General features: G+C 61.0%; 11 protein-coding genes. 4 read left to right on the top strand and 7 right to left on the bottom strand.

From position 1 onward, the window contains the following. Nucleotides 1-3: 3 nt before the first annotated feature. Entirely contained in the window at nt 4-2364 is a 2361-nt protein-coding gene (locus BLW66_RS17120; protein WP_089948908.1) for a serine/threonine protein kinase, read from the top strand. Here the strand turns inward: BLW66_RS17120 and BLW66_RS17115 are convergent. From BLW66_RS17115 to BLW66_RS17090, 6 genes are all read right to left on the bottom strand, one after another. Next, a complete protein-coding gene (locus BLW66_RS17115; RefSeq protein ID WP_089948906.1) occupies nt 2361-3686 on the bottom strand; it encodes a hypothetical protein in 1326 nt (441 codons plus the stop codon). The two genes, BLW66_RS17120 and BLW66_RS17115, sit on opposite strands and share 4 nt — an antisense overlap. Beyond that, nucleotides 3683-4108, bottom strand: a complete 426-nt coding sequence (locus BLW66_RS17110) for an ExbD/TolR family protein (RefSeq protein WP_089948903.1) — start codon at nt 4106-4108, stop codon at nt 3683-3685. The genes BLW66_RS17115 and BLW66_RS17110 overlap by 4 nt, the downstream gene beginning before the upstream one ends. Then, nucleotides 4105-4551 carry an ExbD/TolR family protein gene (locus BLW66_RS17105; RefSeq protein ID WP_089948900.1) on the bottom strand — a complete coding sequence of 149 codons (447 nt, stop codon included), beginning with the start codon at nt 4549-4551 and terminating at the stop codon, nt 4105-4107. Before BLW66_RS17105 ends, BLW66_RS17110 begins: the two co-directional genes overlap by 4 nt. A gap of 10 nt (nt 4552-4561) precedes the next feature. After that, nucleotides 4562-5206: a MotA/TolQ/ExbB proton channel family protein gene (locus tag BLW66_RS17100; RefSeq protein WP_089948898.1), complete on the bottom strand. Its 645-nt coding sequence runs from the start codon at nt 5204-5206 to the stop codon at nt 4562-4564. A gap of 61 nt (nt 5207-5267) precedes the next feature. Next, nucleotides 5268-5708, bottom strand: a complete 441-nt coding sequence (locus tag BLW66_RS17095) for a hypothetical protein (protein WP_244508684.1) — start codon at nt 5706-5708, stop codon at nt 5268-5270. A 156-nt stretch (nt 5709-5864) separates the two neighbouring features. Continuing rightward, nucleotides 5865-6578, bottom strand: a complete 714-nt coding sequence (locus tag BLW66_RS17090) for a hypothetical protein (RefSeq protein ID WP_089948895.1) — start codon at nt 6576-6578, stop codon at nt 5865-5867. A 140-nt stretch (nt 6579-6718) separates the two neighbouring features. Here BLW66_RS17090 and BLW66_RS17085 point away from each other — a divergent pair, with 140 nt between their 5' ends. The 3 genes from BLW66_RS17085 (at nt 6719) to BLW66_RS17075 (ending at nt 11664) form a co-directional block, all read left to right on the top strand. Then, nucleotides 6719-7165, top strand: coding sequence for a DUF1036 domain-containing protein (locus BLW66_RS17085; protein WP_089948892.1), 447 nt, complete (start codon nt 6719-6721; stop codon nt 7163-7165). 117 nt (nt 7166-7282) lie between these two features. Next, nucleotides 7283-9280 (top strand): caspase family protein, encoded by a 1998-nt coding sequence (locus BLW66_RS17080; RefSeq protein WP_089948889.1) that lies wholly within the window; start codon nt 7283-7285, stop codon nt 9278-9280. 20 nt (nt 9281-9300) lie between these two features. Then, complete coding sequence (locus BLW66_RS17075) at nt 9301-11664, top strand: peptidoglycan DD-metalloendopeptidase family protein (protein WP_089948886.1); 2364 nt, start codon at nt 9301-9303, stop codon at nt 11662-11664. Here the strand turns inward: BLW66_RS17075 and BLW66_RS17070 are convergent. Further along, complete coding sequence (locus BLW66_RS17070; RefSeq protein ID WP_170833516.1) at nt 11661-12776, bottom strand: peptidoglycan-binding domain-containing protein; 1116 nt, start codon at nt 12774-12776, stop codon at nt 11661-11663. The genes BLW66_RS17075 and BLW66_RS17070 overlap by 4 nt on opposite strands. Nucleotides 12777-12923: the final 147 nt, after the last annotated feature.

Here is a 12923-nt window from a genome sequence, read left to right as displayed (position 1 = left end):
CGGATGAGTATCGACGACATCCCTGATGAGCCAGACACCCCGAACGGCGCGGATGCGCCTAAGACGGGTAAAGATGGCGATGCGCCCGCGAAGAAACCCGCGGCCAGAAAACCTGCGCCTGCCGCGTCGGACCGCACGGAAATTGCGCCCTCCGCACGAGAGCCGAAACCGGAGCAAGAGGCCGAAAGCTTCGAAGACGGCGCGCCTGATGTGCCCATTGAGGAAGCCCCTGTCAAAAGCGGAGACGGGGAGGGGACACCCTCCACGGCGGTGCCCGTGGGCACGCGCATCAACAACAACTACGAGATCGAGGAGCTGATTTCGGCCGGCGGCATGGGCGAGGTTTACCGTGGGGTGAACTACCACACGGGTGATCAGGTCGCGATTAAGATCGTGCTGCCTGCACTGGCGCATGACGAGAAGATCATCAAGCTGTTCCGCCGCGAAGCCCGCATCCTTGGCAAGCTCTACGACGAAGCCATTGTGCGCTACCTGAACTTCGTCAAAGACGAAGACCTTGGGCGGTTCTGCCTGATCATGGAATTCGTCGACGGTATTCCGCTGGCCGATATGATGGAGCAAACCGGCGCGCTGTCATTGGACGACGTGAAGCTGCTGATCCGGCGGCTGGCCAACGGGTTGAACCGTGCGCATGAGCTGGAAATCACCCACCGTGACCTGAGCCCTGACAACATCATTGTCGAAGGCGGCAAGCTGAACCACGCCAAGCTGATCGACTTTGGCATCGCCAAATCGACGGCGATTACCGAGGGCACGCTGCACGGCCAGTTTGCGGGTAAGTTCAACTTCGTCTCACCAGAGCAGCTCGGGCATTTCGATGGTTTGGTTGACGCGCGCTCCGACATCTACTCGCTTGGGCTGATGTCGGCGGGGGCCGCCGTTGGCAAGCCGCTGCCGATGGGCGCGTCCATTGTGGATGCGGTCCAATCACGGTCTGGAATTCCTGATCTATCGGGCGTCTACCCAGAGTTGCAGCCGATCCTCGCGTATATGCTGGAGCCCAATCCGGCCAACCGCCCCGCCACGATGGCAGAAGTCGCGCGGATGATCGAAGACCCGTCGCTGGTGCCTGCGCAGTACCGTCCTGACGGGGCCGCAGAACCTGATATGGCGCCGCCAATCGGACGCACTGTGATCAGCCCGATGATCTCCACCCCGCCGCAAATGCAGACGGGCGCACCGCAAACATCCGCTGTGCCTTACGCCGCCGATAGCACGGGTGTTGCGGCGACGGGGGCAGGATTGAGCCTGCCGCCGGATCATGCGGCAATGGGCCAGCAAACTGGCGCGCCAAGTGGCGAAAGCCCGTTCGGGGCCGCGCCCGTGACCAGTGCGCCGACGCAGACGACACCGCCCGTTGAAGCGCCCGCGAAGTCGGGCGGCAGTGGCAAGATCATCGGCTTCGGCTTGGCCGCTGTTGTGGCGGGGGGCGTTGGTGTGGCGGCTGTAATGGGTCTCGGCCCGTTTGCCGCAGATGGCCCAGAGCCGACCACGCCGGAACAAGTCGCGGTGGCGACGCCGCCGGAGGAGCCAGATACGCCGGACCCCGAACCTGAGGTCGCGCCGGAGCGGGTTACGCCACCTGCGCCTGATCCGGAGCCTACTCCTGATCCCGTCCCCGACGAAGATCCAGAGCCAGAGGTCGCGCCGGATCCAACGCCTGATCCCGAACCGGAAACAGCTACGCCCGAGGAAACCCCAGACCCAACTTTGGGCGAGATCGGGACGCAATTGGCATGGCTCAAGGATTACATCACGGGCGACTGCGTATATCAGGCGATCCGTTCTAGCGACGGGGACAAGGTTTCCATCGAGGGCTTCGCTACGGACGCGGCACCGTTCGAGGAATTGCTGAAAGATTTTAGCGCGGCGCACGGCGTGGAGCCGGACATTGGCGTGCGTATCGTGCGCGAGAACCAGTGCCCCGTTCTGGACTTCGTGGCGCGGCTGGACCGTTCCGGCGCGGCGGCACCTGTGTTGGAACTCGACACCGATGTTTTGCAAAGCGGCGACACCCTAAGCGGCAAGCTGACGGGTGTGCTGGGGCGTCCGGTTTACCTGTTCCTTGTGTCTGGCAAGGGCGGGGCGTTTAACCTGACGTCGTTGCTGCAAACAGATGCGGATGGGTCGCAGTCCTTCCGCTTTGGCATGAACAGCGCGGGCGAGGATGGCAGCGTGCCGCAGATGATCGTAGCGGTCACCACGCGGTCCCGACTGGTAACGGCCAATGCGGCGCGGAACGGGGCGGACGTTGCTGCCTTGATGCCGATTATCGAGACTGAAATTCAGACCAGCGGCTCCGAAGCGGCGGCGTCTATCCAGTATTTCCGCCTCGACAACTAGCGCACGGAAAAGGCGACGAGGGCGACGTCCTCGCCGCCGCCTTGCAGCAGTATCTCGACGGACAGGCGCTTGAAAAAGTCCTTGGCGGGCTGGCCGGAGAGCGATTTCAGTGTTTTCAGGCGTGCCCGCGTGGACAGCGCCATCAGGAGTTGCTGCGTTTTCACGGGGGAGCCTTTGAGCGTCATCGGGATGTCAAACCCAGCGTAGCCCGCGCGGAACTTCAAGAAACTTCCCAAGTCCTGCACGACGCCTTCGTCGTCGATCAGTAAAAGCGACACGAAGCCGCCGGAGGTATTGCCGAGCTTGCCCGACAGAAGATCGCCACTTGGGATGTCCCGCGCGGCGATGTCGAAATAAAGCTGAAACTCAGGGTAGCGCGCGGCGGCGGTCACAAAGGGCAGGGCCTGACATTGGGCGTCGCTCACGGGTTTCATGACCGTTCCGGGAAGGGTGCCTGTCTCCAGCTCCAAGGCCTGTCTGAAGCGGGCGAGGTCGGCGTCGCTTTGGGCGAAGGTTTCAAACCGGAACGCCCCGTCCTCGGCCAGAACGGGCAGCGCGGCAAAGCAGGGGCCGCCGTCAAACCCACGCAGAAAGTCGAGGACTGTGTCGTAGGTCTCCTGCGCCTGCTCCGCCGATTGGGCGGGGGCGTTTGCGGAGGCGACACCGGATTGGTCTTCGGTGATGTCGCTGGGTGGCGGTGGCAGGGATTTCGCCAGATCAGGCAGGGGGGCCGGATTGGGGACGGGGGCGGGATCGGGGACAGGGATTGGCGCGGGCTCGGTGCCAATGACGCTTGGCGCGTCAAGCACCGCGACTTCCAATGTCTCGTCGTTGTCCGCCGTGACGGCTTTGGCAACTGTGGCGGCACGGAGCGGCGCTGCGGCAACCGGCGCAACCCCGGGTTGTGGGGGAGGTGACGTTTGGGGCGCGGATGGCGTGGCCACGGGCGCGAGTGTTGGCGCTTGGGCGGCGATCGGGGCAGCGCTGCTTACGAGATCAGCCACTACGGGGGCGGCTACAGCGGGCGTCAACACCTGCGGCGCGGGTTCAGGCGGTTCTACGACGGGTGCGGCGTCAACGGGGGCTGGGGTATCCACGAGTTGCGGCGGGGGCGTGACCTCGGCCCCTGCCAATTGCAGGGCTGCGGCGAAGATCTTGGTTTCCTGCGGCGCTTCTGCGGTTTTGGCGGCATGCGATTGGTAGGCCGTGATCCCGACCTGAAGCGCGGCCAGATGCGCGACCAAGGCGATGGCAGCCGTGGCCATCCAAAGCATCGGGTTGGCGTCGTGGCTTTCCCAAAGGTTGGTGTTTGTGTTGCTCATGATTTCGGCGTGTGTTGGCGCAGGGTGACGAGCTTGATTTCTATGCCTTGCAGGTCGCCGCGTTGGATCAGGGAGACCAATGCCCCTGCGGGCACGTCGCGGTCGGCAAGGATGTGCAGCCGTGGGCGGTCTTTGTTGAGGAGCGGCGACAGGGCGGCGCGCAACGTGTCTTCGGTGACGGGGTCACCGTTCAGTTGCAGCTTGTCGCCGACGTCCATCAGCAGCAACGGGCGCGGCAGGCGGTCGAGGGGGAGTTCAGAGGTTTCGGCGAGATCGACGCTGAGTTCTTCCGTCTCGATAAGGGAGCCGGAGACGAGGAAGAAGAAGATCAGCAGCAACACGATGTTGACGGTGGTTAGCGAGAAATCCAGCGGGATTTTTCGGGCCGTCTTGGGCAGGGTGTTGCGCTTGGCGGGGGTCACTCGGCGCTGCCTGCGACGACTTGCACGGTGGGCACACGGGCGAGGGTCAGGGCCTCCAGCACGGCGGCAACGTCTTGCACAGTGGCGGAGCGTCCGGTGAGCAAAACGACGCGGTCCAAACCCTCATTGATCAAGGGATCGACCAGCCCGTGTATGTCGCCAAGGTCGACTTTATCGCCGCCCGCGCGCAGGGTGCCGCGCCCGACGGACCAGATGGCAACGCGCTCTTTATCTGTAGCGTTTTGCCTGGCGTCTGGTGCCGCGCCCGCCGCTGATATGTTGCCAGCGGAGCCAGGGGTGAGCGTCATCAGCGAATAGGGTGCCAATGACGAGGTGAGCATGAAGAACACCAAAAGCTGGAACATCGCGTCGGCCAAGGGGGTGAAGGAGAACCCGTAGCGGCGCGCCCTGTTGGATTGGGGCAGGCTGCGGATCATGCTCATGGCGCGGCCCTCAGCTGCGGCCAGAGGTGCCGGTGACGCGCCCGTAGATCGCGGCCGACATCAGCGTTTCCATGGAGTGGCGTTCCCCGTCGATGCGGCCCTCCAGCCAGATGGCGACGAAGTAGAACACCAACGCAATGACAAGGCCGACGGCGGTGGTGGTCAATGCCGTCCAGATGCCGCCCGCCAGCAGGGCAGGGTCCACCGCGCCTTCGGCTTGGGCCAAATTGCTGAATGCGTCGATCATGCCGATCACGGTGCCCAACAGGCCGAGCATGGGCGCGGCTTGGACAACGGCCTCTAGGATGCGCATGCGGCGCGACATGGCGGCCAACTCTATGAGGGCGGTTTGGCGGCCCAACTCTTCGGCGTAGGCTTGATCACCGGGGCGCGCTTGCAGGCCGGAGAAGGTCGCTTGCAACACGCGCAGCAGCGTGGTTTTGCGGGTGGAGGCCGCGCGCAGGGCAGTGTCTGACTTCCCAGACAGCCAATCCGACACGACGTCTTCGGCGCGCTTACGGCGTCCAACGCCAAGCGACATGAACTGCGCTATTTTATAGAGCGTGACGGTGGTCGCGACCATGGAGAGCACCGCAAGGGCGGTGAACACGGCGATGGTCACAGGGTTCAGCGATGAGAAATCGGGGGCGTTCATGAATAATGCTCCGCCCCCGAAAATATGGACCTACTGTCTGGGGGCCATGTCAGGTCGGAAATCAGACGCCCAGTTGGATGTCGCCGCGAGAGTTGGTGATCAGGCCGGACATGCAGAAATCATGCGTGCCGTCCGCAGATTTACATGCGGAGACATCGTTGATCAAAATCCGCGAGATGGAGGCGCATTTCTTGCCAGCGAGGTTGAATTGAACAACCTTGGTTTTGCCCACGGGCAATGCGCCGAATTCCAGCACAAGGGTGCCGGTGACCAAGCTGTTTTCGTCAAAAAGGGCGACCTGATAGGCGGTTTCGACCAGCGCGATGCCTGTGTTGTTGGTTGCCACATAGGTCAGCTGGCAGCCGTCACCGATATCGGTGGCAGTGTTTAGTTCTAGGGCAAAGTTGCCGCTTTGCGCCAGCGCAGGGTTGGCGAAGGCCAAGACCGACGCCAGTGCGGCGGTAGCAGTTGCGTTAAAAATGGATTTGGTCAGCTGTCGCACGCGATCGTCCCCCGAAAGATATTCTACACCTCGGGTCCTGCACTAGAACGCAAAACCCCGTTGTGACTAGAAGGGCTTATAGAGCCGCGCCTGTCAACGGAAGATCGGGGGCAGAGCCGCAGATGTTTCAGACAATTTACGTTTGAAGGCGTTGATTTAGCGAAAAACGCCAGTGGCCCATGTTTGGCGAAAGCGTGCGTTCCGCTGTGTTGCACGTGTGGTGCTGGCAGCCGTAGGGCGGCGCACGCGGGCTGGCTGAAGTGCCGTGCGCGGCGGGAACTGCTGCTCAAACACGCCGTCTTGGTCGCTGTTATCCGCGGTTTCACCCTTTTCGTTTTCGGTGCCACGGAAACGACGCAAGGTGCCGGGGGCGGTGAAGCTGCGCGGCGCTGCGGCAACGACCACTTCCCGTGCGACTGGGGCGGGCGCGCTTTTGCGCGCAGTTTTTTGTGGCGCAGGTGTCACCTCATCGGTGGCGGATGCCTGCGCGTCCTGCGCGGGGGCCGTAGTTAGAAGGGGGGCGTCGTCCAGATGCGCGAACAAGGGCAGGGCGGGTGCGGTGCTGTCGATCGTGCCGGAGGTGCTGGCTGCATAGCTGAGCAACGGGGCCTCGGGCTGTAGGAACACGGTGGGTTGTTCCAGCACGGGCGCATTCACGTCGGATTTTTCTGGGGGGATCCACGTTGTAACGTTGGACGCGACGAATTGCGCGGCGGCTGGATTATCGACTGCGGGAGCAGGGTCGGCTTGGGCCAATGCGGGCGTCGCCACCTGCGCGGTGAGCCGCTGAAATAAACCGTAAGACGCCCCCGCAGAGACGCCAATGATGACCATACACGCACCCGTGCCGAGGAGCTTCTTGATCGACATGTTAAAATTCTCCAATAAAATATACCCCAACCGTAGCAGGAGTATGACAGAAATTGGCAGATTTAGCTAGCTTTTCAAGGAAAACCGCCAAACGCAGCTGTCTCTTTTGCTTTTGCCGAAAGCACAGTAGCGTAATTGCCATGAAACATGTTGTCACATCATTGAGTTACGCGGCCCGCTGCGCCGCAGCTTTCGCATTCGCAGTATTGGGCGGAATAGCGCTTGGCATCGGCGAAGCCCGCGCGGAGTTCGCCGTTTGCAACCAAAGTTTCGACGTGGTGAACGTCGCCATCGGCCGCGATGTGGAAGGCGATTTCCAGACCGAGGGCTGGTGGACCATCGGCACCAACCAATGCGCCAACGTGATCCGCGAAGAGCTGGAAAGCCGCTATATATATGTCTACGCGCAGGACGTGTTTGGCAAACCTATGTTAAACGGCACGACGCCCATGTGCATCGAGGGCAAGCGATTTACCATTCGCGGGATTTCCAGCTGCTGGTCGCGTGGCCACATCAAGGCCCGTTTTATCGAAGTGGACACGGAGAAGACCCAGCGGTGGTCGTTATTCCTTGCGCCGCCGAACTAGCGCCCGCAGGCCGCTGACGGTTTTGACCAAATTTTTCTCACTTGAGACTCGCTCGAACGGGGGGTTTTGGGTTACACTTGACGTAAGGTTTTTAGTGGAGCGGATAGCCAAAGGTCTATGACGCATATTTTTAAAGGGTTCGGGCTTCTATTTGAGCGTTTGACTGCCACTGTGGCAGTCGCGTTCTTTATGCTCGTCGGGCCTTTATATGCGCAAGACCGCGTGGCGCTGATCATCGGGAACTCCGAATATGACGCGATCCCCGCTTTAAAGAATCCCCAAAATGATGCGACGGCGGTCGGCGATGCGCTGACCAATCTGGGCTTCAAAGTCACTTTGCTGACTGACGCCACGTCGGACCAGTTCTGGTTGAAGCTGGATAACTTCGTGAAAGAGGCGGAGAACGCCGAGACCACACTATTTTACTACTCCGGCCACGCCTTCCAGCTGGAAGGGGCCAACTATCTGGTGCCCGTTAATGCACAGTTGAAATCACGTCAGGCGGTTTTTGACGAAACATGGAGCCTTGATGGGATCATCAAGCGCCTGCAAGCGCGCGACCGTCAAACGTTGATTTTCCTTGATGCCTGCCGCGATAGCCCGTTGCCGCAAAACATGACGGCAAACGGCGGTGGTCTGGCGCGGTTAAACACCGGTATCGGAACGTTCGTGGCCTTCGCCACAGAGCCGGGTGCTGTGACTTATGACGGGCAGGGCGACAACAGCCCGTTTACGACGGCCTTGCTGAATCATCTGGAAACCCCGTCGATTTCGATTTCGGACATGATGATCCGCGTGCGTAACGAGGTGGAAGAACGGACCTTGCGGCGTCAAACGCCTTGGGATCAATCGTCGTTGCGGTCGCAATTCTATTTCCAGCCCGAGTATGAAAACGCCCCGACGCTAACCGCCGCAGATTACGAGATGCTGGCGCAGCTTGACCCCAAAGGCCGCGAGCGGTTTTTGGCATTGCTCGCGGACAGCGGGATCGCGGTGGATGCGCCTGCGGAACTGATCGAGGGGGCAAGTTTGGAACTGGCCGTCGCGGATGAAAACTCGCTGATCATTGCCGCTGCCCCGATCCCTGCGAGCCAACCCAAAGAAGTGCCCGCAACGTCCGTAGAAGTCACCGACGCGATCCGGCCCGAGGACGTGGCAATCGTGGACGACGTGGGCTTGATCTTCACGGTGCCGGATGTGGTGAAATCGACGGAACGGGCTGTCGGCTCTTCCGGTGTGGCGGAGAATGTCGGGCCGGTTGTCATTGAACTGGCGTCGCTGGAGCAAGCACCAAGCAACACCTTGAACCGCCAAACCATTGATACGTTCTTGCCGGGGTCGGCGCCTGCGGCGACGGCAAATGGTGCGCTTGATATTCGCAACATCGGGCCGTCTGGCCCAACGGGTTCGGCGGCAATCGCCAGCGCCAGCGGCGCGCTGTCGGCCAATGGCACGGCGGATGCGTCGGCCGCCTTGGCCCGTGCTGGCACGGAAATCGCGGCGCGCGCGCAGGGTGATATCATTCGCATTGCGGCGCTGACATCGCCGACGCGCAGCGTTTCCGCGTCTATCTTTGAGGCGCCGACTGTGATTGGCCGCGAAGTATTGCCCGACACGGATGAAACCCGCGCGCTGTTGGCCAGCATCGACCCGACCTTGCTTGAAGAGCTGACCGCGCCGGTAGAACCCGGCGTCGAGGCACCGGTGGTGCCGGAGATTGATCCGAAGCAGATGGCATCAGATGTGCAAAGCGAACTGTCGCGTCTTGGCTGCTACAGAATGCGCGTTGATGGCGATTGGGGCAACGGGTCGCGCCGCGCGCTGACCAGCTACTTCCTGAACAAGCGCATCGTGCCGGAAAGCCTTGAGCCAAGTCTGCCGCTGCTGCGTCAGTTGAAATCCGAGGGCAAAGTTATTTGCCAAATCCAAGTGGCACGTGCCAAGCCTAAAACGGTTAAGAAAACGACCGTGAAGAAGGCAGCGGCGGTTAAGCGCGCTCCAGCGAAAAAGACCGCCAAAAAGAAAGTAGTGCGTAAGATTTCTCGCGTGCAACCGGCTGCAAAGGGCACGTCCAAGAAACGCATCACCAAGATGAGCACTGGTGTGTTTCGTTAAGGCTCGCTTAGGCTTCGCCCATGGAAATTGACCCTCGGTTTAAACAAGCCAAGAAAAAATCGTCACGCCGCAAGTTTCGCCAGAAGCACGGGCCGGCGTTGCTGATTGGCGGGGGTGTCTTGGCCCTCGGGGTGCTAATTGCAGGCGTGGTGATGAGCGGGTTCATCACGATTTCGGCGCCACCAGATCCAGCCAACCTAACCAGCGAAGAACTGGCCGAGAACTTGGAAGGCCTAGACGAGGATTTGGAGGAGGATATCACCGCGACCTCCACAGCGGATGCGCTGGCCTACGCGTCAGCCTTTGCGGACGTGGCGGGTGACCCGATGGTGTTGCGCTTCGACGCGAGCCTGACGACCAAGTCAAAACCGCTGCCCAGCCATCCCGATTTACCCTTAGTGCGGGTGGGGCGCTTTGCGCCTGATACGTTGGTTTTGGTTCAAGACGACATGATCACGCGGCAGGAAAAACTGATCACCACATTGCCGTCGAGCCGCGAGGAGTTTGCGTTCTTTCAAGCCCAACGTAGCCAATCACAAACTCCCGCCGCCGCGACGCCTGCCAGCTTCGACGTGCCGGATTTGGATGAGGCTACCACCGATACGGACAGCTTGGAGGGCGACAGCTGGGGCGAGAGCGTGGACGGCGAGGACGAGAGCGCCGACACCTACACGCAAACCGTGATTGAAAACACCACGAGCCTGACCATCGTGAAGCGTGAAAACCAGCGTAAGCTGGGGTTCAATGATCTGTTTCTGAGACTGAAGGGGAATCGCCCTCTGGTCGATATCTTGACCGACAATGGCTTTGATGCGGATGCCGCCAAGGCGTTCCAAGAAAAGGGGCTGGTGCACATCGCGGAACTGGCTGAATTGCCGTCTGATTATGTGCTGGCCGTGCGCTCTGTCCCGTCGTTGAAGGGGGCCACGCCGGTGCAACTGTCGCTCTACACACGCGACACCTATATTGGCTCGATCGCGTTAGAGGATGACGGCAGCGTGGTGCAGGCGGCCGACCCTTGGGTGCAGGACGAGTTGTTTTCCTACGCGGAAGATGACGGCAGCACGGACACCGTCTCAGCCCGCAAATACCGCCTTTTGGACGCGTTTTATTCCGCAGGTATTCGTAACGGCGTTCCAACATCGGTGGTCGGCGAAAGCATCGTGCTGCTAAGCCAAGACAATGATCTGGAGGCATTTGCCACGACGGGGGACCGCATGACGTTGCTCTATGCGCGGGAGCCGGGGCCAAACGGCGCGGGTCCGGGTCAGGTGTTATATGCAGCTATTGAGGGGCCGTCGGGTGACAAGATTTGCTACGTCGCGCAGGTGCCTGGGGAAGGCTTCAAGTGCTTCAAGGAAAAGGGCGAGGCGGGGCCGTCGGGGCGCGGGGCGAATGGTATGGTTACGCCAGTGTCGGGGGTTCTGACGTCGCCGTTCGGGCCGCGTTTCCACCCGATTTTGAAGAAGGTCAAGGTGCATCACGGCGTCGACTGGGCCGCACCATCGGGCACCCCGATCCTTGCCGCGTTTGACGGGCGGGTCAGCTTCGCAGGCAATGGCGGCGGCTACGGAAATGTCATCAAGGTGGCGCACGCGGGTGGTCGCGAAACGCGTTACGCGCATATGTCGAAGTTTTCGCCCTTGGGGAAAGTCGGCACCGTCGTGCGGGCGGGGGATGTCATCGGCTTTGTCGGAACGACGGGGCGATCCACGGGGCCGCACCTGCACTTTGAGCTACGCGAACGGGGGCAAAGTTTGGACCCGTTCACCGCACCGCCCGTTGGGGCCGCGCCAGTGTTAATGGCGTCGGCGTCCAATGCGGTGGAGAGTTTGGTGAACCAGATTATTCGCGTAGAGAGCGCGGGCAATGCGCGTGCGAAAAACACGCGGTCGTCGGCGACGGGATTGGGGCAGTTTATCTCCAGCACGTGGATACGAATGATGAAAACGTATCGGCCTGATCTTGCCTCGACGATGAGCCGCGAGGAGCTGTTGAAGCTGCGTTTCGATCCGACGTTGTCGCGCGAAATGGTCACCAATCTGGCGCGTGAGGGCGAGGCATATTTGCGGGCGCGGGGGCATGCAATTACCGCGGGACGCTTGTATCTGTGTCACTTCTTGGGGGCACAGGGCGCGCATGTGGCGTTGAGTGCGCCGGACCAAGCGTTGATTTTGGATGTGATGGGCGCGGGCGTGATCAAGGCCAACCCGTTCTTGAAAGGGCGCGACATTGCGTGGGTCAAAAACTGGGCGGAGCGTAAGATGAACCGCAAGGGCGGGCCGGTGGCAATCACCAACGCCGCCCCCGCGATTGTCCGCATTCCGCCCGAGGTGGCCGCCTATAAAAAGACGATCAAAGCGGTGCTGGAACTGGCAGGTTAATCCGCCATAAAGGTGTCGTAGATCCAGTCGCCCAGACCGTCGCCGACCTTGGTGAAGACTTGGAGCGGGCTTTTGCGCATACGGTCCGCCAGCGCATCGAGGCCCGCCATATCCAGCCTGCCGGATTTATAGCTGGTGATCGTAACCTGAATGACAGAGATCACGGAATCGACCGCCACCGCCCCTGCCGCCAACGGGTTCATCGCCTTGAGCATCATAAACATGCCCTCGAAAAACCGGTTGTGTTTCAGGCTTGGCATCAAAGATTCCACCATGGTTTGCACCGCGTCGAGCAAGCCCGCCCACGGAATGGCGAGGCCCATGCCAAGTTTGTAAACCTCACCGCCAGCCGCGCCGTAGCGGCCCTTGTTCCAGTGGTCGGCCACTTCGACAGCGGTGACCACGACGGCCAAAATGACCGCGCCCTTGCCGATGGCTTTGAGCGATTTTGCCAGTTTGGAGGCGCCGCCCGCGAGGTCGTCCATGAACTTGATGTAAACGCCGACGCGCTGGTATTTGAGGAACTGCGACGACAGCTCTGCCGCCTCCTTCGCGCTCATGCCCAAGCCGCGCAGGGCTTGGAACCCTTGGGCGAGTTTCATTGCATCCGCGCCGGACTGGGCCGTGGCGATCATGGGTTTGATCGTTGGGAAATAGTCCGCGATCAGCACGTCGAGCAGTTCTTGCGCGGGGTTCGGGTTGGGCAGGCGTTGGATCGCCGCGACCAGATTTTCGTACCCCTTTTTTTCGGTCGCTGTCGCTGACGGGGGCAGCCCACCTTTGCTGCCGGCCGGAGGTTTGGAGCCGGGCGTGGGTGTGGCGGGCGCCACAGACATGCGCGCAAACTTGGAGCTGGACCCCGGATCATTGAGCGCACCTTCGGTCTTGCCGCGCGGATCAACGCGACCATCCGGAGAGCGCAACCCTGCGGCGGCTTTTTGGAAATCTTTGATTGTGCCGATTGTTTTCGGACCGATTTTACCGTCCACAACAAGCTTGGTCCGCGATGGCCCCATGTGCCCATTCAGTTGGTTTTGCACGGCCTTCACGTCAGCGGGGGCATTCACGGCGCGTGCCCCTGCGCCAACGGCTGAACGGATTGAGATTGTCATGTTAATAGGCATTTGAAATTCCTTTTTTGAACAAAGAGGGCCGAAAATTGACCCGCATATAGATTTGCCCAGCAAAGGTAGAAAAACGGGGCGGCCACACGCAAGAAAAAAGGGACTTTAGGCGTAAATGGCCCCCGCTTTTCACAG

It is taken from the genome of Litoreibacter albidus (assembly GCF_900107015.1).
Lineage (GTDB): Bacteria > Pseudomonadota > Alphaproteobacteria > Rhodobacterales > Rhodobacteraceae > Litoreibacter > Litoreibacter albidus.
Note: the sequence above shows the minus strand (reverse complement) of the source record. Positions and strands in the feature narration are given on the sequence as shown.

Coding starts and splice junctions, on each gene's coding strand:
- BLW66_RS17120 (WP_089948908.1), top strand. CDS start 4: ATGAGTATCGACGACATCCCTGATGAGCCAGACACCCCGAACGGCGCG.
- BLW66_RS17115 (WP_089948906.1), bottom strand. CDS start 3,686: ATGAGCAACACAAACACCAACCTTTGGGAAAGCCACGACGCCAACCCG.
- BLW66_RS17105 (WP_089948900.1), bottom strand. CDS start 4,551: ATGAGCATGATCCGCAGCCTGCCCCAATCCAACAGGGCGCGCCGCTAC.
- BLW66_RS17100 (WP_089948898.1), bottom strand. CDS start 5,206: ATGAACGCCCCCGATTTCTCATCGCTGAACCCTGTGACCATCGCCGTG.
- BLW66_RS17090 (WP_089948895.1), bottom strand. CDS start 6,578: ATGTCGATCAAGAAGCTCCTCGGCACGGGTGCGTGTATGGTCATCATT.
- BLW66_RS17085 (WP_089948892.1), top strand. CDS start 6,719: ATGAAACATGTTGTCACATCATTGAGTTACGCGGCCCGCTGCGCCGCA.
- BLW66_RS17080 (WP_089948889.1), top strand. CDS start 7,283: ATGACGCATATTTTTAAAGGGTTCGGGCTTCTATTTGAGCGTTTGACT.
- BLW66_RS17075 (WP_089948886.1), top strand. CDS start 9,301: ATGGAAATTGACCCTCGGTTTAAACAAGCCAAGAAAAAATCGTCACGC.
- BLW66_RS17070 (WP_170833516.1), bottom strand. CDS start 12,776: ATGACAATCTCAATCCGTTCAGCCGTTGGCGCAGGGGCACGCGCCGTG.